17 protein-coding genes are annotated in these 19,586 nt (G+C 70.5%); 2 read left to right on the forward strand and 15 right to left on the reverse strand.

Annotated features, from left to right (window positions below; translation table 11 throughout):
- Positions 1-112 precede the first annotated feature (112 nt).
- Complete coding sequence (locus tag N6H00_RS11200) at positions 113-1,267, forward strand: mechanosensitive ion channel family protein (RefSeq protein ID WP_268976922.1); 1,155 nt, start codon at positions 113-115, stop codon at positions 1,265-1,267.
- A 49-nt stretch (positions 1,268-1,316) separates the two neighbouring features.
- Here N6H00_RS11200 and N6H00_RS11205 read toward each other — a convergent pair whose 3' ends face one another.
- The 4 genes from N6H00_RS11205 to N6H00_RS11220 form a co-directional block, all read right to left on the reverse strand.
- Positions 1,317-1,781, reverse strand: a complete 465-nt coding sequence (locus N6H00_RS11205) for a GNAT family N-acetyltransferase (protein WP_268971455.1) — start codon at positions 1,779-1,781, stop codon at positions 1,317-1,319.
- Complete coding sequence (locus N6H00_RS11210) at positions 1,778-2,719, reverse strand: RluA family pseudouridine synthase (RefSeq protein WP_268971456.1); 942 nt, start codon at positions 2,717-2,719, stop codon at positions 1,778-1,780. The genes N6H00_RS11205 and N6H00_RS11210 overlap by 4 nt, the downstream gene beginning before the upstream one ends.
- A 117-nt stretch (positions 2,720-2,836) precedes the next feature.
- Entirely contained in the window at positions 2,837-3,430 is a 594-nt protein-coding gene (locus N6H00_RS11215; protein WP_268971457.1) for a signal peptidase II, read from the reverse strand.
- A 71-nt stretch (positions 3,431-3,501) separates the two neighbouring features.
- Positions 3,502-4,344 carry a TraR/DksA family transcriptional regulator gene (locus N6H00_RS11220; RefSeq protein ID WP_268971459.1) on the reverse strand — a complete coding sequence of 281 codons (843 nt, stop codon included), beginning with the start codon at positions 4,342-4,344 and terminating at the stop codon, positions 3,502-3,504.
- 598 nt (positions 4,345-4,942) lie between these two features.
- Between N6H00_RS11220 and ileS the strand changes: the two genes are divergently transcribed.
- A complete protein-coding gene (gene ileS, locus N6H00_RS11225) occupies positions 4,943-8,080 on the forward strand; it encodes an isoleucine--tRNA ligase (RefSeq protein WP_268971460.1) in 3,138 nt (1,045 codons plus the stop codon).
- 198 nt (positions 8,081-8,278) lie between these two features.
- On the opposite strand, the gene N6H00_RS11230 is transcribed toward ileS, so the two are convergent.
- From N6H00_RS11230 to mraY, 11 genes are all read right to left on the reverse strand, one after another.
- Complete coding sequence (locus tag N6H00_RS11230) at positions 8,279-9,460, reverse strand: DivIVA domain-containing protein (RefSeq protein ID WP_268971461.1); 1,182 nt, start codon at positions 9,458-9,460, stop codon at positions 8,279-8,281.
- Between the two features lie 49 nt (positions 9,461-9,509).
- A complete protein-coding gene (locus tag N6H00_RS11235) occupies positions 9,510-9,806 on the reverse strand; it encodes a YggT family protein (protein WP_268971462.1) in 297 nt (98 codons plus the stop codon).
- A gap of 81 nt (positions 9,807-9,887) precedes the next feature.
- Entirely contained in the window at positions 9,888-10,508 is a 621-nt protein-coding gene (locus N6H00_RS11240) for a cell division protein SepF (RefSeq protein WP_268971463.1), read from the reverse strand.
- 123 nt (positions 10,509-10,631) lie between these two features.
- Entirely contained in the window at positions 10,632-11,351 is a 720-nt protein-coding gene (locus tag N6H00_RS11245; protein ID WP_268971464.1) for a YggS family pyridoxal phosphate-dependent enzyme, read from the reverse strand.
- 3 nt (positions 11,352-11,354) lie between these two features.
- Positions 11,355-12,095 (reverse strand): peptidoglycan editing factor PgeF, encoded by a 741-nt coding sequence (gene pgeF, locus N6H00_RS11250; protein WP_268971466.1) that lies wholly within the window; start codon positions 12,093-12,095, stop codon positions 11,355-11,357.
- 43 nt (positions 12,096-12,138) lie between these two features.
- The gene (gene ftsZ, locus N6H00_RS11255) at positions 12,139-13,377 is read right to left on the reverse strand and encodes a cell division protein FtsZ (RefSeq protein ID WP_268971467.1); all 1,239 of its coding nucleotides are present in this window, start codon (positions 13,375-13,377) and stop codon (positions 12,139-12,141) included.
- Positions 13,378-13,653: 276 nt separating this feature from the next.
- The gene (locus N6H00_RS11260; protein ID WP_268971469.1) at positions 13,654-14,451 is read right to left on the reverse strand and encodes a cell division protein FtsQ/DivIB; all 798 of its coding nucleotides are present in this window, start codon (positions 14,449-14,451) and stop codon (positions 13,654-13,656) included.
- A gap of 13 nt (positions 14,452-14,464) precedes the next feature.
- Entirely contained in the window at positions 14,465-15,559 is a 1,095-nt protein-coding gene (gene murG / locus N6H00_RS11265) for an undecaprenyldiphospho-muramoylpentapeptide beta-N-acetylglucosaminyltransferase (RefSeq protein ID WP_268971471.1), read from the reverse strand.
- Between the two features lie 6 nt (positions 15,560-15,565).
- Positions 15,566-17,017 carry a putative lipid II flippase FtsW gene (gene ftsW / locus N6H00_RS11270; RefSeq protein WP_268971473.1) on the reverse strand — a complete coding sequence of 484 codons (1,452 nt, stop codon included), beginning with the start codon at positions 17,015-17,017 and terminating at the stop codon, positions 15,566-15,568.
- 53 nt (positions 17,018-17,070) lie between these two features.
- A complete protein-coding gene (gene murD / locus N6H00_RS11275; RefSeq protein ID WP_268971475.1) occupies positions 17,071-18,522 on the reverse strand; it encodes a UDP-N-acetylmuramoyl-L-alanine--D-glutamate ligase in 1,452 nt (483 codons plus the stop codon).
- Complete coding sequence (gene mraY, locus N6H00_RS11280) at positions 18,519-19,586, reverse strand: phospho-N-acetylmuramoyl-pentapeptide-transferase (RefSeq protein ID WP_268971476.1); 1,068 nt, start codon at positions 19,584-19,586, stop codon at positions 18,519-18,521. Before mraY ends, murD begins: the two co-directional genes overlap by 4 nt.

A 19,586-nucleotide genomic window follows, 5' to 3' on the forward strand; every position in this document is an offset into this window, starting at 1 on the left:
TCCGTGGATCGTCCTCTCCCATCGTGCCAGTCGCGGTCTGAGCGCACCCGTTCCGGGGAAGGCGGGACAGGGCACCCGGGAGTCTCCCGAAGGAAGGATGAGGTAGGTGTCCATGGAGGACGTGCTGCGTCCGCTCGTCGTCATCGGCGGCTCACTGGCCATCACGCTGTTCATCGGCTGGGCCGTCGACTGGCTGCTGCGACGGGCCGACGCCCGGCACCCGGAGACCCCCCTGTGGGACCGGCTGCGCCGCTGCCGGCTTCCGCTACAGGTGACCGTGTGCACGGCGCTGCTGGGCGGGTCGTACGACAAAACGGAGGCGGAGGTCGTCCACGAGCACGGGACGGCCATCGGCCGACTGCTCGCGCTGGTGCTGATCGCGGCGGCGGCCTGGCTCGCGGTGCGGGTCTCGTCGGCCATCGTGGAGTCCTCCTACTCCCGCTACGCCTCCAGCGCGCACGACCCCGCGCGGGTGCGCCGGGTGCGCACCCAGGTGACGTTGATCCAGCGGGTGGTGGCCGCGATCGTCGGCGTGGTGGCGGCCTCCGCGATGCTGCTGACCTTCCCGACCATGCGCACGGTCGGCACCTCCATGCTGGCCTCGGCCGGCATCCTCGGCGTCGTCGCCGGTGTCGCCGCCCAGTCCACGCTGGGGAACCTTTTCGCGGGGCTCCAGATCGCCTTCGGCGACATGGTGCGGATCGGCGACACGGTGGTCGTGGACGGCGAGTGGGGCACGGTCGAGGAGATCACGCTGACCTTCCTGTCCGTGCGGACCTGGGACGAGCGGCGGATCACCATGCCGGTCTCGTACTTCACCAGCAAGCCGTTCGAGAACTGGTCGCGCGGCGGCACCCAGAAGGTGGCCACGGTCTTCTTCCACCTCGACCACAGCGCGCCGGTCGAGGAGATGCGGGAGCGGCTGCGCGAGATCGTAAGGAAGTCCCCGGCCTGGGACGGCCGGGACTGGAACCTGGTGGTGACGGACACCACCCCGAGCACCATCCTGGTACGGGCGCTCATCACGGCGCGGGACCCGGACGACGCGTGGACGGTGCGCTGCGAGGTGCGCGAGAAGATGATCACGTGGCTGCGGGACACCCACCCCTACGCCCTGCCGCGCATCGCCACCGCCCCGGCCGCCCAGCCCCCGCAGGCGCTTCTGGAGGGCGAGCGCGGCCATGACCGCCGCGGCCGCCACGAACACTTCGCCCGCTTCGAGGACGGGCTGCGCAAGGACGCCCAGGGCCCGGGGCGGGACTACTGAGGGCGCGCGGCGCCCCGGGCCGCGCCCGCCGCTGCCACCGCACCGCCCGCTACAGCGCCCGCCGCATCGCGCGGTGCGGGATGCCGCTGCCCTCGTCGAACTCGGGGCCGTACGCCGCGTAGCCCAGCCGCTCGTAGAAGCCGAGCGCATGGGTCTGGGCCTCCAGATAGACCTCGGCCAGGCCGCGCCGGCGGGCCTCCGCCTCGACGGCCCGGACCAGGTCGGCCCCCAGCCCGGTGCCGCGTGCCGCCCTGGCCACCGCGAGGCGGCCGAGGACGGCGGTGGTGGCGCCGTCGACACCGGCGTGGGCGTACTTCTTGTCCGCGGCGGCGCCGTGCAGAAACCGGACGGTGCCCACCGGACGGCCCTCGGCGTCGGTGGCGAGGAGGTGGACGGCGTGCGCGTCGTACGCGTCCATCTCCTCCTCCTCGGGGATGCGCTGCTCCACCACGAAGACCTCCCGGCGCACCGCGAAGCAGCCGGACAGGTCCCCGTCGGCCACCACCTCGATCACGCGCTCTCCGCCTTCACGATGTCCAGCGCCCCCCGCAGGTCGTCCGGGTAGGCGCTCTCGAACTCGACCCATTCACCGTGCGCGGGGTGCTCGAAGCCGAGCCGCACGGCGTGCAGCCACTGCCGGGTCAGCCTCAGCCGCTTGGCGAGCGTCGGGTCCGCGCCGTAGGTGAGGTCGCCGACACAGGGGTGGCGGTGGGCGGCCATGTGCACCCGGATCTGGTGGGTGCGGCCCGTCTCCAGCTTGATGTCCAGCAGGCTCGCGGCCCGGAACGCCTCGATGAGGTCGTAGTGGGTGACGCTCGGCTTGCCCTCCGCCGTCACGGCCCACTTGTAGTCGTGCTGCGGATGGCGCCCGATCGGGGCGTCGATGGTGCCGCTCAGCGGGTCCGGGTGGCCCTGGACCAGCGCGTGGTAGCGCTTGTCCACGGTGCGCTCGCGGAACGCCTGCTTGAGCACGGAGTACGCCAGCTCGGACTTGGCGACGACCATGAGCCCGGAGGTGCCGACGTCCAGTCGGTGCACGATCCCCTGGCGCTCGGCGGCGCCCGAGGTGGAGACCCGGAAGCCGGCGGCGGCGAGTCCGCCGATCACGGTGGGTCCGGTCCAGCCGGGGCTGGGGTGGGCGGCGACGCCGACCGGCTTGGAGACGACCACGATGTCCTCGTCGTCGTGCACGATCTCCATGCCCTCGACGGGCTCGGCGACGACCTGCACCGGCGGCGCGGCCCGCGGCATCTCGACCTCGAGCCAGGCACCCCCGGAGACCCGGTCGGACTTCCCGGCGACACTGCCGTCGAGCTGCACCTTTCCGGCGGCGGCCAGCTCGGCCGCCTTGGTCCGGGAGAAGCCGAACATACGGGCGATCGCGGCATCGACGCGCTCGCCTTCCAGACCGTCCGGTACGGGCAGGGTGCGGATCTCGGGAATCGTACTCACCCGACGAGTATGCCGGACCGGGCGCACCGGTTCGTACGCCCGTCGGATACCAGCCGGTCCGCCCCCGTCCTGGCCGGACCGGTGCCTCCCCGGTCCCGTCCCCGGACCGCCGCCGGGTCAGTCCTTGTGGACGGTGCCGTCCGGGTCCAGGCCGCGGAAGGACAGGATCACGATCAGGAAGCCGCCGCACACGATGGCCGAATCGGCGAGGTTGAAGACCGCGAAGTGGGCGGGCGCGATGAAGTCCACCACCGCCCCCTGGAAGTCCCCGGGCGCCCGGAAGACCCGGTCGGTGAGATTGCCGAAGGCCCCGCCGAGGAGCAGACCGAGCGCGATGGCCCAGGGCACGCTGTAGAGCTTGCGGGCCAGCCGCGCGATCACCACGACGACCCCGACCGCGATCACTGTGAAGACGATGGTCATGGCCTCACCGAAGCCGAAGGCCGCGCCCCGGTTGCGGATCACCTCGAACTGAAGCCAGGTGCCGATCACCTCGACCGGAGCGTGGTGCTCCAGCTTCGCGACCACGGCCAGCTTGCTGATCAGGTCGACCAGATAGGCCAGCGCGGCGACTCCGAGGAGCACTCCGACCCGCCGCCGCCCTCTGTCCGCCGCGGTCTCCTCGGCTCCGGCTCCGGCAGCGCTGGTCCCGGCGCCCCCTTCCGCCTTCCCCGCGTCCGGCGTACCGATGGCCTGCTCCGCCTCTGTCACGTGAGTCCCTCAACCTCTCCGGGCCAGTCTCCCCCTGTGAGGGACGAGGGTACGGCACACACGTACGGGCGTCAGCGGCGCTCCTGGCGCTGCTTGCATTCGACACACAGTGTGGCCCTGGGGAACGCCTGCATCCGGGCCTTGCCGATCGCGTTGCCGCAGTTCTCGCACAGCCCGTACGTCCCGGTGTCCAGCCGCTCCAGGGCCCGCTCGGTCTGGAGCAGCATCTCGCGGGCGTTCCCGGCCAGGGCCATCTCGTGCTCACGGGTGATGTTCTTGGTGCCGGTGTCGGCCTGGTCGTCGCCGGCGCCGTCACCGGAGTCGCGCATCAGCCCGGTGATCGCCTGCTCGGAGGCGAGGATCTCGGTGCGCAGCCGGCCGGCCTCGGTCAGCAGCTCGGTGCGCGCCTCCTCCACCTCCTCGGCCGACCAGGGGTCCTCACCGGGGCGTACCGCGAGCTCGCCGGGGTCGGCGGGCGCGCCCGCCGCTCGGGCCTTGGGCAGCGGGGGCGCGGTCGTCGTGGGCTTCTCGTCGGTCGGCGCACCATCCGGGGTCTTCTTCGCAACCACTTTCCTGGCTCCCGTCTTCTTCGCGGGCACCGCCTTGCCGGCGGGCGTGGCCTTCCTGGCCGTGGTCTTCCCGGCCGTGGTCTCGTCGGCCACGGTCTTCCCGGCTGCGCCTTCCTCGGCGGGCGCGGCCGTCTTGGCGGATGCGTTCCTCCTGGCGGGTGTGGCCGCCTTCTTCCTCGGTGCGCTCTTCTTCGCGGACGCGGCCTTGGCGGGGCCCTGCGCGGCGGCCCCGTCGGCCGCCGCGGTCTTGTGCGCGGCCTTCTTGCCCGAGGCGCTCTTCTCGGCGGGCGCGGCCTTCGTCGCCTTCGCCGTGCTCTTCTGCACGGCGGTCTTCCTAGCCACCATGGCCGCGGCCCCTTCACATATTGTGATCTTGCTCGCGAATCGTTCCGGAACGATAAATCGACTCCGGGCGGGCGGCAACGGGGCACGCCGCCCGATTCGCCCGGCTTGTCGCTACGACAACCCGGTCTCCCCCGTTGTGCCCCACTCCGCGCGCCGTAATCCGTCCGGCATCCGGTACCGGGGAGTGACCCAGCGTGACGACCGTGCCCACGGCACCCGGCGTAGCGCCATTCGGGTCAATCCCCGGAGCCGGCCGTCCCCCACTCGGCGCAGCGCCTTATTCGGTCGGCCCCGGTCGTCCCGGCCCCGTACACTGGGCGCAGCGAAAGGCGTGGATGGGGACGAGTAGCGTCGTAGGCGGCCCAGAGCGACCCGGGGACGGTGTGAGCCCGGGGGCGAGCGCGATGTGAAGGATCACCCCGGAGCCGCCGGAAGAACCCCCGCCCTGGGCCAGTAGAACCGGCATCGCGATCCCAATGAGGGGGCCGGGAGCTCACCCGCTGCCGGTCAAGGAGGGTGGTACCGCGGGAGCGCACGGCTCTCGTCCCTCCGACGGAACCGGAAAGAGCACGTGTCCGCCGGAGGAAGAAGAGCCCCGATGACGCCGCAGTACCGCCAGGTGCCCGCCCAGGTCGACCTGCCCGCCCTCGAGCACGCCGTGCTCGACTTCTGGCGGGAGAACAAGATCTTCGCCCGTAGCCTCGAGCAGTCCGAGGGACGGCCCGAGTGGGTCTTCTACGAGGGCCCGCCGACCGCGAACGGCATGCCCGGCGCCCACCACATCGAGGCCCGCGTCTTCAAGGACGTCTTCCCGCGCTTCCGCACCATGCGGGGCTACCACGTCGACCGTAAGGCGGGCTGGGACTGCCACGGCCTGCCGGTCGAGCTGGCGGTCGAGAAGGAACTGGGCTTCAACGGCAAGAAGGACATCGAGGCGTACGGCATCGCCGAGTTCAACGCCAAGTGCCGGGAGTCGGTCACCCGGCACACCGACGCCTTCGCCGAGCTCACCACGCGGATGGGCTACTGGACCGATCTCGACGGCGCGTACTGGACCATGAACCCCGAGTACGTCGAGTCGGTGTGGTGGTCCCTGAAGGAGATCTTCAACAAGGGGCTGCTGGTCCAGGACCACCGGGTCGCCCCCTGGTGCCCGCGCTGCGGCACCGGACTGTCCGACCACGAGCTGGCGCAGGGCTACGAGACGGTCGTCGACCCCTCGGTCTTCGTCCGCTTCCCGCTGACCTCCGGGCCGCTGGCGGGCCGGGCGTCGCTGCTGGTGTGGACGACCACGCCGTGGACCCTGGTCTCCAACACCGCCGTGGCCGCGCATCCCCAGGTGCGCTACGTGGTCGCCACCGACGGCGCGGAGTCGCTGGTCGTCGCGGAGCCGCTGGTGGAGAAGGCGCTCGGCGAGGGCTGGACCGTCACCGGGGAGTCCTTCACCGGGGCCGAGATGGAGCGCTGGAGCTACCGGCGCCCCTTCGAGCTGGTGGAGATCCCCGACGCGCACTTCGTCGTCAACGCCGACTATGTGACGACCGAGGACGGCACCGGTCTGGTCCACCAGTCCCCGGCCTTCGGTGAGGACGACCTGAAGACCTGCCGTGCGTACGGTCTGCCGGTGGTCAACCCGGTCCGCCCGGACGGCACCTTCGAGGAGGGTCTCGGCCTGGTCGGCGGCGAGTTCTTCAAGAAGGCCGACGAGGCGCTGACGGCGGACCTCCAGGAGCGCGGTCTGCTGTTCCGGCACGTGCCGTACGAGCACAGCTACCCGCACTGCTGGCGCTGCCACACCGCGCTGCTCTACTACGCCCAGCCGTCGTGGTACATCCGCACCACCGCGATCAAGGACGCGCTGCTGCGGGAGAATGAGAAGACCAACTGGTACCCCGAATCGGTCAAGACCGGTCGCTATGGCGACTGGCTCAATAACAACATCGACTGGGCGCTGTCGCGCAATCGCTACTGGGGCACCCCGCTGCCCATCTGGCGCTGCGCCGAGTCCCATCTCACCTGCGTCGGCTCCCTCGCCGAGCTCTCCGAGCTGACCGGCACCGACCAGAGCGGACTGGACCCGCACCGGCCGTACATCGACGAGATCACCTTCACCTGCGCCGCCGACGGCTGCTCGCTGACGGCCGAGCGGGTGCCCGAGGTCATCGACGCCTGGTACGACTCGGGCTCGATGCCGTTCGCGCAGTACGGCTACCCGTACCGGAACAAGGAGCTCTTCGAGCGGCGCTACCCGGCGCAGTTCATCTCCGAGGCCATCGACCAGACCCGCGGCTGGTTCTACACGCTGATGGCGGTCGGCACGCTCGTCTTCGATAAGTCCTCGTATGAAAACGTGGTCTGCCTCGGTCACATCCTGGCTGAGGACGGGCGGAAGATGTCCAAGCACCTGGGCAACATCCTTCAGCCGATCCCGCTGATGGACCAGCACGGCGCGGACGCGGTGCGCTGGTTCATGGCCGCGGGCGGCTCGCCGTGGGCGGCGCGCCGGGTCGGGCACGGCACCATCCAGGAGGTCGTGCGCAAGACGCTGCTCACCTACTGGAACACGGTCGCCTTCCAGGCGCTGTACGCCCGCACCTCGGGCTGGGCGCCGTCCGGGGCGGACCCGGCCCCGGCCGAGCGGCCGCTGCTGGACCGCTGGCTGCTGGGCGAACTGGGCACGCTCACCGAGCAGGTGACCGAGGCGATGGAGGCGTACGACACCCAGCGCGCCGGAAAGCTGCTGTCGGCCTTCGTCGACGATCTGTCCAACTGGTATGTGCGCCGCTCCCGCCGCCGCTTCTGGCAGGGCGACGCCGCCGCGCTGCGCACCCTGCACGATGTCGTCGAGACGGTCACCCGGCTGATGGCACCCCTGGTGCCCTTCATCACCGAGCGGGTCTGGCAGGACCTGGTGGTCCCGGTGACCCCCGAGGCGCCCGCCTCCGTGCACCTGGCCACTTGGCCGGAGCCGGACCGGTCCATGATCGACCCGGTCCTCTCGGAGCGGATGGCGCTGGTGCGGCGCCTGGTGGAGCTGGGGCGCGCGACCCGCGCGGAGTCCGGTGTGAAGACGCGCCAGCCGCTGTCGCGGGCGCTGGTCGCCGCGTCCGGCTTCGAATCCCTCGGCACCGAACTGCGCGCCCAGATCGAGGAGGAGCTCAACGTCTCCTCGCTCGCATCGCTGAGCGAGGTCGGCGGCTCGCTGGTGGACACCACCGCGAAGGCCAACTTCCGCGCGCTGGGCAAGCGTTTCGGCAAGGGCACCCAGCCGGTCGCCAAGGCGATCGCGGATGCGGACGCGGCCGCGCTGTCGGTGGCGCTGCGCGAGGGCACGGCGTCGGTGACCGTGGACGGCGAGCAGGTCTCCCTCTCCCCGGACGAGGTCATCATCACCGAGACCCCGCGCGAGGGCTGGTCGGTCGCCTCCGACGCGGGTGCCACGGTCGCCCTCGACCTGGAGATCACCCCGGAGCTGCGCCGCGCGGGTCTCGCCCGTGACGCGATCCGGCTGATCCAGGAGGCCCGTAAGAACAGCGGACTGGACGTGGCCGACCGGATCGCGCTGCGCTGGCGGTCGGCCGACGAGGAGCTCCGCCAGGCCCTCACCGACCACGCCGAGCTGATCGCGGACGAGGTCCTCGCGACCGACTTCGCCTCCGGCGACGGGGAGGAGGGCTACGGCGAGGAGTTCACGGACACCCCGCTGGGCCTCACTTTCCGCCTTCGCAAGGCGTAATACCGCACGGGGTTCGGTACCCCACCCCGCGAGCGCCGGACGGGCTGGAACCAGCCCGTCCGGCGCTCGCGACGTCCCGAACAAGGGGCAGGCAGGGGAAAGCGTCCCACCCGCACGGCAAAGGGCCGGGCCCGGGAGCTTGCCGCTCCCGGGCCCGGCCCTGGTGATTGCCGAACGCCGCGCGCTATGCGTACCGCGTCAGTTGTCGTCCTCGTCGATGAGGAAGCCCCGCATCGGGCTCGGCGCCTGCTGCATCGGCTGCGGGCTCTGCGGCCGCACCGGTGCCATCGGCTGGGTCATCGCGGGAGACATCTGCTGCTGTCCGCCGTAGGACGGCGCTCCGCCGTTCTGACCGTGGCCGCCCATGGACTGGTTGCCGCCCATGGTGTGGCCGCCCATCGTGCCGGCGCCGGCCGAGGCCATGGAGCCGCTCATCGACGGGGACGGCGGCAGCGAGGCGGTCGCCGGAGTACGCGGCGGGGCGAGCGAGTCGTCGGCCTGGTTCTCCAGCTGGCGCAGCTGGCTCTCCAGGTACGACTTCAGCCGCGTGCGGTACTCGCGCTCGAAGCCGCGCAGGTCCTCGACCTTGCGCTCGAGCGTGGCACGGGCGGACTCCAGGGAGCCCATCGCCACACGGTGCTTCTCCTGCGCGTCCCGCTCCAGCGCGTCGGCCTTGGCGCGGGCATCCCGCTCCAGGCCCTCGGCGCGGCTGCGGGCCTCGCCGACGATCTTGTTGGCCTCGGAACGGGCCTCCGCGATCGCCTGGTCAGCGGTCTGCTGCGCGAGCGAGAGCACGCGCGCGGCGCTGTCGCCGCCCGGACCCTGCCCCGGCTGCGGCAGCTGCGGACCACCGGGGCCGCCAGGACCGCCGGGGCCACCGGGCCCACCGGGACCGCCCATCGGGCCACCCATGGGACCGCCGGGACCCATCGGGCCGTTCTGACCCATGGGGCCGTTCTGACCCATCGGACCGTTCTGGCCCATCGGGCCGGGGCCACCCTGCTGCATCGGTCCGGGGCCGTTCTGGCCCATCGGACCGGCCGGCAGCTGCGGGGCACCGCCCGGAAGTTGGGGCGGCCCACCCATCTGCTGCTGCTGGCCGGGCGGCACCGGCTGCGGTCCCGATATGGCGGCGGGCACGGGTGCGCCTGGCCTCTCCTGCTGTTCGGGAGGCTTGCGCATGCCTTGTTGCTGACTCTGGGCGGCGGCACGCGTCGCGGCGGCCAGCTTGGCGCGCAGGTCCTCGTTCTCCCGCAACAGCCGGGTCAGTTCGGCTTCGACCTCGTCGAGGAAGGCATCGACCTCGTCCTCGTCATAGCCTTCTCGGAGGCGGACGGTCGTGAACTGCTTGTTCCGCACGTCCTCGGGGGTCAACGGCATCTCTACTTCACCTCAACGTAGTCGTCGGCAATCGGCAAGACCGTATCGTTCACACCCTGCTCGCAAAATTGCTCACGACGGTGATCAGGATCCAGACGATGATCATCAGCACGAAGAAGGACAGGTCGAGCGCCACACCCCCGAGACGCAGCGGCGGGATGAACCGCCGCAGAAGCTTGAGTGGCGGATCGGTCACAGTGTAGGTGGCCTCGAGGAGGACCACCATCGCTCGACCGGGTTGCCACGAGCGCGCGAACTGGAAGACATAGTCCATAACCAGCCGGAAGATCAGCACGATCAGGAAGCAGTAGAGCGCGATGTAGATCACCTGTAGTGCGATGCCCATCCCGCGCGTCCCTCTCCCCTGGTTCGTACTGGCCTTACGGCCTCGGATGACTCGGTGTTGCCGGTTTGCCGTTTTTGCGTCTCAGCTCTGGTTGAAGAACCCGCCCTCTGCGATACGGGCCTTGTCCTCCGCCGTGACATCGACGTTAGCAGGAGACAACAGGAACACCTTCTGCGTCACCCGCTCAATGCTGCCATGGAGGCCGAACACCAGACCGGCGGCAAAGTCGACAAGTCGCTTCGCATCCGTGTCGTCCATCTCCGTCAGATTCATGATCACGGGAGTGCCCTCACGGAAGTGTTCCCCGATAGTACGGGCCTCGTTGTAGGTCCGGGGGTGGAGTGTGGTGATGCGGTACGGCTCCCGCTCGGACACAACCTTGGGCATGATCACGGGCGCGTTCTTCTCCAAGTTCTGACGTTCAGGTGTGATGGACGCCACGGGGGCAATTCGCGCGGGTCGCCCGGTTTCCACCGCAAGGGGAGTTGGCTCACGCTGCGCGGGAGGATGGACGACTCGCACGGATTCGCCCCTTTCCGGCCGTGGTTCGGTCTCCACTACCTGATGTCGCCGACGGTCCCGCTCCCGCTCGGGCTCCGGCTCGGGCTCGAACTCGTCGTCGGGGTCGAATCCCCGGCCGTCGTACCCATCGTCCTCCACGAGGCCGAGGTAGACCGCCATCTTGCGCATCGCGCCGGCCATTCTCTGCGTCCTCCGCTCTGTGGTGGATCGGCTCCGCCACCGGATGCCATGGATCCACGTGGCCCGCCCGCCTTTTGACGGGAATGACCATATTTTCTGCTGTGGTCCGACTTCTTCGCGACGTTACCGGAGCCTGGGTCGGACTCCGAGTACCGCAGTGCCGACGCGCACATGTGTCGCCCCCGCCGCCACCGCTTCCTCGAGGTCCGAGCTCATCCCCGCCGAAACCATGGTGGCAGCCGGATGGGCCACGCGCAGGCGGGACGAGATTTCCATCAGCCGGTCGAACGCCGCCCGCGGCCGCCCTTCATAAGGGCCCGTCAGCGGGGCGACGGTCATCAGACCGTCGAGCCGCAGCCCTTCGGCCTCGGCCACGGAGTCGGCGAGCCGTGCCACTCCGTCCGGTCCGACGCCTCCGCGCCCTCCCCGTTCGTCGGAGTCCGCGTCGAGCGCGACCTGAATCAGGACGCCCAGCTCCCGTGCGGCCCCCACGGCCGCACGGGAGAGCGCGTCAACCAATCGCTTACGATCGACAGATTGCACCACATCGGCATAACTCGATACCGAACGAACCTTATTGGTCTGCAACTGTCCGACAAAGTGCCAGATCAGTGGCAAATCCGCGCATTCCGCGGCTTTGGGAGCTGCTTCCTGATCGCGGTTCTCGGCGACATGCCGTACGCCGAGTTCCGCGAGCAAACGGACATCGCTCGCCGGATAGGTCTTGGTGACCACGATCCGGGTCACCTCTTCGCGCTTGCGACCGGCCGTGGCACAGGCGGCAGAGATACGTTCCTCCACCCGGGCCAGATTGGCGGCCAGTTCCGCCTTGCGATCCGTCACGACTCAGCCGCCCAACCAGACATAGCTCGCGAGCCGCCCCGTGATGCGCTCGCGCCGGTACGAGAAGTGGTCCGCCGACTCCAGGGTGCAGATGTGAGATTCTCCATCCGCCTCGTCCATCCGCACACCGGACCGGGTCAGTTGGGCCCGGACACCGGCCACCACGTCCACCGCCGGGGTACCCCAGCTGGTTTCGGCCCATGCCTCGGGCACCGTCGCGGCGACATCGGCGCGCATGTCCGCGGGAACCTCGTAGCAGCGGCCGCACACCGCGGGGCCAATACGGGCGACGATCCGGGCAGGCTTAGCGCCCTGTTCGGTCATCGCCTCCACCACCGCCGGGACCACTCCGGCGACCAGACCCGGCCGGCCGGCGTGGGCGGCGCCGATGATCCCGGCCACCGGATCGGCCAGCAGCACCGGGGTGCAGTCGGCGGTGAGGACGGCCAGGGCGAGACCTTGACGCCGGGTCACCACCGCGTCCACCGCCGGGATCTCCCCGTCGGCCCACGGTCCGTCGACCACCGCGACGTCCCGGCCGTGCACCTGGTTCATCCATACGACCGCCGCCGGGTCCAGGCCCATCGCCTTGGCGGCCAGTTCCCGGTTGGCCCGTACGGCCTGGGGGTCGTCGCCGACCGCCCCGCCGAGGTTGAGCTCGTCATACGGAGCGGCGCTCACCCCGCCCCACCGGTCGGTGAAGGCGAAGTGCGCGCCGCTCGCGTCGTGCTGTTGCGCTATCACGTCTGGTTCGCTTCAAAGTCGCCGTCGAGCCATACCGGACGGCTCACTTCAGGAAGTCCGGAACGTCCAGCTCCTCGGCCTGGCTCTCCGGGTAGGGACGAGCCGGGGGGACCTGGGGGTGCGGGGCGGGCGCCGGGGGCGGCGGCACCTCGGCGACCGGGGTCGGGTCCGCCGGGGCGGGCTCCTCCTCGCGCGGGGTGACGCTGCCGAGCCCGCCGAAGGACGGGCGGCTGTTCTCCGAGCGGGACGACGGGCCGCTCGAGGAGGCGGTGGCGCTCTCGTCGCGGCTGCCGCCGTAGGAGCCGAGCACCTTGTCGCGGTTCTTGGCGGGCGGCTGACCGCCGTCGAAGCCCGCCGCGATCACGGTGACCCGGACCTCGTCGCCGAGCGCGTCGTCGATCACCGCGCCGAAGATGATGTTGGCCTCGGGGTGGGCGGCCTCGCTCACCAGCTGGGCGGCCTCGTTGATTTCGAACAGACCGAGGTCGGAACCGCCGGAGATGGAGAGCAGCACGCCCCGGGCGCCGTCGATGGACGCCTCCAGCAGCGGCGAGGAGATCGCCATCTCGGCCGCGGCCACCGCGCGGTCGTCACCGCGCGCCGAGCCGATGCCCATGAGCGCCGATCCGGCCTCGGACATCACGGACTTGACGTCCGCGAAGTCGAGGTTGATGAGACCGGGGGTGGTGATCAGGTCGGTGATGCCCTGAACACCGGAGAGCAGCACCTGGTCGGCCGACTTGAACGCGTCGAGCACGCTCACCTGACGGTCCGAAATGGACAGCAGTCGGTCGTTCGGGATCACGATGAGGGTGTCGACCTCGTCCCGCAGACCCGCGATGCCGTCCTCCGCCTGATTGGCGCGGCGGCGGCCCTCGAAAGTGAACGGACGGGTGACCACACCGATCGTCAGTGCGCCCAGCGAACGCGCGATGTTCGCGACCACAGGCGCACCGCCGGTGCCCGTGCCGCCGCCCTCGCCCGCGGTCACGAAGACCATGTCGGCCCCCTTGAGGACCTCCTCGATCTCCTCGCGGTGGTCCTCGGCGGCCTTCCGGCCGACCTCGGGGTTGGCGCCGGCGCCCAGGCCCCGGGTGAGCTCGCGGCCGACGTCGAGCTTGACGTCCGCGTCACTCATCAGCAGGGCCTGCGCATCGGTGTTGATCGCGATGAACTCGACGCCCTTGAGCCCGACCTCGATCATCCGGTTGATGGCATTCACGCCACCGCCGCCGATGCCGACGACCTTGATGACTGCGAGGTAGTTCTGCGGTGCTGCCACGTCGAAGGCCTCTCGCCTCGAGTTACGTGTCGCCACCCCGCCGTTGCCGCGGTGCGCCGACTGATGCCGAATGGGACGGTTCCGATTGCCGACCCCAACCCTAACGCTGAAGTTTAGGGTTACCAGTGCCTCTGTTTCCCGGACTCTTCGGAACAGGACACTAAGTCGACAAGTGGCGCGCGTTCAATGAACACGCCGAACCTCCCGCTTTTCTTTTCACCCTATGTGATCACCCAGTGGGCTAGCCAACCAGGGTGCTGGCCTGCCGCTATCACGTCAACTGCGAGACACCGCCGGGGCGCTCGGCGCTTGGACGTCGAAGTGGTCGGCGTCCGGCCGCGCTTTCATCAGCGCGGTGAGCGTCTTCGCCTTCGCCTCGCCGCGCTCTCCGCTCCCCCAGGCGACCGTACGGCCGCCGGTCAGCTCCAGGGTGATCGAATCGTACGAGCGGACCCGGAGGGAACGGGTGTCCCGGTGGACCTTCTCCGGGAGTTGGGTGACCACCCGGACCGCCTCGCGGCGCAGCCTGGCCGCGCCGAAATGGCGCGAACTCGGCGACCGGTCCGGCTCCATTTCCAGCAGCGGAACCCCCTTCGGACGCTTGCTCACGGTGGAGAACAGGACTCCCCCGGCGTCCACTTCGTGGAACTTCCCGTCCTCTTCGACAATCGCTTCGGGCTCGCGTTCCGTCACCACCAGACTGATGGTGTGCGGCCATGACCGGGATACGTCCACTTTCGCAATCCGCGGCAGTCGCTCACGCAGCCGGTGTTCGATCGCTCCGGTGTCCACCGCCGCCAAGGGGGTGTTCATGGATACGTCGGCGGCGTCGCGCACCTCCTCGGCGGTGAGGACGGTGGTGCCGGCGACCCGCACCCGCTCGGTCCGCAGCCAGCTCGAGCCGTAGAGCAGCCAGCCGCCGCCGGCGCCGAGCAGGGTCACCGCCACCGCGGTCAGCAGCAGGGTGCGCCGGCCGGGCAGCCGGATCCGGCGGCGGGCGGCGGGACGGCGTGGGGGCGGGCCGGACGGCGACGTCCTTCGTGCACCGCGCTCGGCGGTCGACGGTCCGGCCACGCTCCCTGCCTCCTCACGCCTGGCGGCGTGCGCTGATCGCCTCGTACACCATGCCGACCAGCAGCTCGTCGGCGTCCCTGCGGCCGAATTCGGCGGCGCGCCGGGACATCTCGTACAGCCGGTGCGGGTCGCCGAGCACCGGCAGCACATTGCTCTGCACCCACTCGGGGCTCAGCTCGGCGTCGTCGACCAGCAGCCCGCCGCCCGCCTTGACCAGCGGCTGGGCGTTGAGCCGCTGTTCGCCGTTGCCGATCGGCAGGGGGACGTAGGCGGCCGGGAGCCCGACGGCGGACAGTTCGGCGACGGTCATCGCGCCCGCGCGGCAGAGCATCATGTCGGCCGCGGCATACGCGAGGTCCATCCGGTCCAGATACGATACCGGGATATACGGCGGCATTCCGGGCATGTGGTCCACGCGCGGCAGTTCGTTCTTCGGGCCGACCGCGTGGAGCACCTGGATTCCGGCGCGCTGGAGGAACGGCGCGACCGTCTGGACCACCTCGTTGAGCCGGCGCGCGCCCTGCGAACCGCCGGAGACCAGCAGCGTCGGCAGGTTCTGGTCGAGCCCGAAGGCCGCGCGGGCCTCGGGGCGGACCGCCGCCCGGTCGAGGGTGGCGATGGAACGGCGCAGCGGGATGCCGACGTAGCGGGAGTTGCGGAGCTTGCTGTCCGGCGTGGAGACCGCCACGTACTTGGCGTAGCGCGAGCCGATCTTGTTGGCGAGCCCGGGGCGGGCGTTGGCCTCGTGGACGACGATCGGCACCCCGAGCCGCTTGGCGGCCAGGTAGCCGGGCAGGGCCACATAGCCGCCGAAGCCGACGACGCAGTCGGCCTTGGTGCGCTCCAGGATCTGCTCGGCGGCCTTGATGGTGCCGCGCAGCCGCCCGGGGACGGTGATCAGCTCGGGGGTGGGCTTGCGCGGCAGCGGTACGGCCGGGATGAGGCCGAGTTCATAACCACGCTCGGGTACGAGCCGGGTCTCGAGCCCGCGCTCCGTACCGAGCGCCGTGATCCCCACGGTCGGGTCCTGCCTGCGCAGGGCGTCCGCGAGGGCGAGCGCGGGCTCGATGTGGCCGGCGGTCCCCCCACCGGCGAGTACGACATGCACCGAAATTCACCGCTCTCCGGACGGCCGTCCCTTGACGGGCCGTCTCATCGTCTTCCGTCTCACCCGAGCCAGCTTCTTCCGCAAAGCAGGCTGCCGCATGGCCAGTGCCGCCCGCGCGGCGGGCTCCGCCCGTGCGAAGGCGATCAGCAGGCCGACGGCGAACATGGTCGGCAACAGGGCGGACCCTCCGTAGGAGAACAGCGGGAGCGGAACCCCGGCGATCGGCAGCAGACCGAGCACCGCGCCGATGTTGACCACGGCCTGGGCCGTGATCCAGGTGGTCACGCCTCCCGCGGCATACCTCACGAAGGGGTCCTCCGTGCGTCCGGCCACGCGGATACCCGCATAGCCTAGAGCCGCGAAGAGAACGAGAACCGACAGCGTCCCCGCCAGGCCGAGTTCCTCCCCGGTAATCGCGAAGATGAAGTCGGTATGCGGTTCGGGTAGTTCGCCCCATTTCTCCATACTCGCCCCAAGTCCCGAGCCGAACCATCCGCCGTTGGCGAGCGCGTAGATCCCGTGCACCGCCTGCCAGCACTGATCGTTCGTCCCGGGCTCGGTGGCGCCGATACAGGCGAGCCGGGACATCCGGTTGGCGCTGGTCTTGATGAGCAGCACGCCGATGACCCCGGCGAAGGCGAGAACGCCCACGAAGAGCCGGGTGGGGGCGCCGGCCAGCCAAAGGAGGCCGAAAAGGATCGCCGAGAGGATGATCGCGGTGCCCATGTCCCCGCCCAGCATGATCAGGCCGAGCAGCATGGCGGTCGCGGGCACCAGCGGGACCAGCAGATGCTTCCACTGGACCAGCAGCCGCTTGTCCTGTTTGCGGGCGAGAAGATCGGCGCCCCACAGGACGAGCGCGAGCTTGCCGAACTCGCTGGGCTGGAGCAGGAACGGACCGCCGAAGGAGATCCAGTTCTGGTTGCCGTTGACCGCGATGCCCATGCCCGGGACCTGCACCAGACACATCAGGAAGACCGAGACCGCGAGCAGCGGATAGGCGAAGGCGCGGTGCAGTTTGATCGGCATCCGCACGGCGAGCAGCATCAGCGCGCCGCCGAGTGCGGCGGCCAGGAGCTGTTTGCGAAAGAAGTACGACGGCGAGAGCCCGGATTGCAGCGCCTTGATCTGGGAGGCGGAGTAGACCATGACCAGGCCGAGCACCAGGATCAGCAGTGAGCCGCCCAGCAGCAGGTAGTACGCCGTGAGCGGCCGGTCCCAGGCCCGCCGGAGGCGCTGGTGGAGCCCGCGCAGCCGGTCCAGGACGTTTCCCCGCACCGGGCGGCGCGGAGGGCGGGAGACGCCCGCTGCGCCGCGCGGGCGGGCCGGAGACGCCGCCCGGCCCTTGGCCCGCACGGCCTCCCGCACCCGCGGGGCGCCGCCCGAACGCGGCCCGGGGCGGCCGGTGCCGGGGCGTGCCGTCCGGGACCGGGGCGCGGCGGGCTGGTCAGACGTCATGTCGTATCCCCTCCAGTTTCCCCGCGCGGGCGGTCCATGCGGGGACCGGCGGGCTACTGATCGTCCGTGACCCGGCCGGAGGCCAGGTCACGCACTGCCGCGGCGAAGGCGTCGCCCCGCTTGTTGTAGTTGGTGAACATGTCCATCGAGGCACAGGCCGGGGCCATCAGGACGGTATCGCCCGGCCGGGCGAGCCGCGCCGCTTCGCGCACAGCCGCCGCCATCGCCCCAGTGTCGGTCCGGTCGAGGTCCACGACCGGGACATCCGCTGCGTGTCGCGTGAGCGCTTCGCGGATCAGGGCGCGGTCCGCGCCGATCAGCACGACGCCGCGCAGCCGCTTGGCCGCCGTAAGGACGAGTTCGTCGAAGGTGGCTCCCTTGGCGAGGCCCCCCGCGATCCACACGATGTGCTCATAGGCGCCCAACGACGCCTCCGCGGCGTGGGTGTTGGTCGCCTTGGAGTCGTCGACGTAGGTCACCCCGTCGACGTCCGCGACATGCTCCACCCGGTGCGGATCGGGGCGGAAGGCGCGCAGGCCGTCCCGTACGGCCGTCGGCGGGACGCCGAAGGCGCGGGCCAGGGCCGCCGCCGCGAGGGCGTTGGCGATGTTGTGCGGGGCCGGCGGGTTCACATCACTGACCTCGGCGAGCTCCTGCGCCTGCTTCTGCCGGTTCGGCACGAAGGCCCGGTCGACCAGGACGTTCTCCACGACGCCGAGCTGGGAGGGGCCGGGGGTGCCGAGGGTGAAGCCGATGGCCCGGCAGCCCTCCTCGACGTCGGCCGCGCGCACCAGGTCCTCGGTGGCGGGGTCGGCCACGTTGTAGACGCAGGCCACCTGGTTGCCCTCGTAGATCCGGCCCTTGTCGGCCGCGTACGCCGCCATGGAGCCGTGCCAGTCGAGGTGGTCGGGGGCGAGGTTGAGCACCGCCCCGGAGTGGGCGCGCAGCGAGGGCGCCCAGTGCAGCTGGTAACTGGAGAGCTCGACGGCCAGCACGTCGTACGGCTCGTCGCCCAGCACGATGTCCAGGAGCGAGACGCCGATGTTGCCGACGGCGGCGGTGCGCAGCCCGGCCGCCTCCAAGATGGCCGCCAGCATCCTTACGGTGGTCGTCTTGCCGTTGGTGCCGGTGACCGCGAGCCAGGGCGGGGCGTCCGCGCCGCGCAGCCGCCACGCCAGTTCCACATCGCCCCAGACGGGCACGCCGGCCTCGGCGGCGGCCAGGAAGAGCGGACTGGTGGGCTTCCAGCCGGGGGTGGTCACGATCAGCTCGGTGGACTCGGGGAGCGTCTCCCCGTCGCCGAGGCGGACCGTGATGCCCAGCGGCTCCAGTTCGGCCGCCTGGGCGCGCTGTGGCGCGCCGTCGCTGCCGTTGACCACGGTCACCGAGGCCCCGAGGCCCCGCAGCGCACGCGCTGCGGGGACCCCGGAGACGCCGAGTCCGGCGACGGTGACCTGCCGTCCGGCGAGGTCGGACACGTCGAGGGAGGCGGCGTCGGATGTCACGAGGCCCGCCACCCCGCGTAGAAGATGCCGAGGCCGACGATCACGCACATGCCCTGGATGATCCAGAACCGGACCACCACAAGGACTTCGCTCCACCCCTTGAGTTCGAAGTGGTGCTGGAGCGGCGCCATCCGGAAGACCCGGCGCCCGGTCGTCCGGAACGAACCGACCTGGATGACCACGGACATGGTGATCAGGACGAACAGCCCGCCGAGGAGGGCCAGCAGCAGCTCCGTACGGGAGCAGATGGCCAGGCCCGCGAGCGCGCCGCCGAGCGCGAGCGAACCGGTGTCCCCCATGAAGATCTTGGCCGGCGAGGTGTTCCACCACAGGAAGCCGAAGCACGCGCCCATCAGGGCGGAGGCGACGACCGCGAGGTCGAGTGGGTCGCGGACCTCGAAACAGGAGGCGGGGTTGGTCAGGGTCTGCGCGTTGGCGCAGGACTCCTGGTACTGCCAGACGCCGATGAAGGTGTAGGCGCCGAAGACCATCACGGAGGCGCCGGTGGCCAGACCGTCGAGACCGTCGGTGAGGTTCACCCCGTTCGACATCGCCAGGATCATGAACAGCGCCCAGATCGCGAAGATCACCGGGCCGAAGGACCAGCCGAAGTCCTGGACGAAGGAGAGCCGGTCGGAGGCGGGCGTCTGCTGGCGCGCGTCGGCGAAGTTCAGCGCGAGGATCGCGAAGGCGATACCGACGATCAGCTGACCGGCCATCTTGGCCTTCGCCCGCAGACCCAGGCTCCGCTGCTTGACGATCTTGATGTAGTCGTCGAGGAAGCCGACCAGGCCCATGCCCGCGAACAGGAAGAGCACCAGCACACCGGAGAAGGACGGCGGCTTGCCCGTGATCACCTTCGCCAGGGCGTAGGCGATCAGCGTGGCCAGGATGAAGGAGATACCGCCCATGGTGGGCGTGCCCTTCTTGCTGCCGTGCGTCCGCGGACCGTCGTCCCGGATGTACTGGCCATAGCCCTTGCGCGCCAGCAGCTTGATCAGCAGCGGCGTGCCGATCAGGGTCAGGAAGAGCCCGATGGCTCCCGAGAAGAGGATCTGCCTCAT

The sequence above is a fragment of the Streptomyces sp. S465 genome (assembly GCF_026898115.1).
In the GTDB taxonomy this organism is placed as follows: domain Bacteria; phylum Actinomycetota; class Actinomycetes; order Streptomycetales; family Streptomycetaceae; genus Streptomyces; species Streptomyces luomodiensis.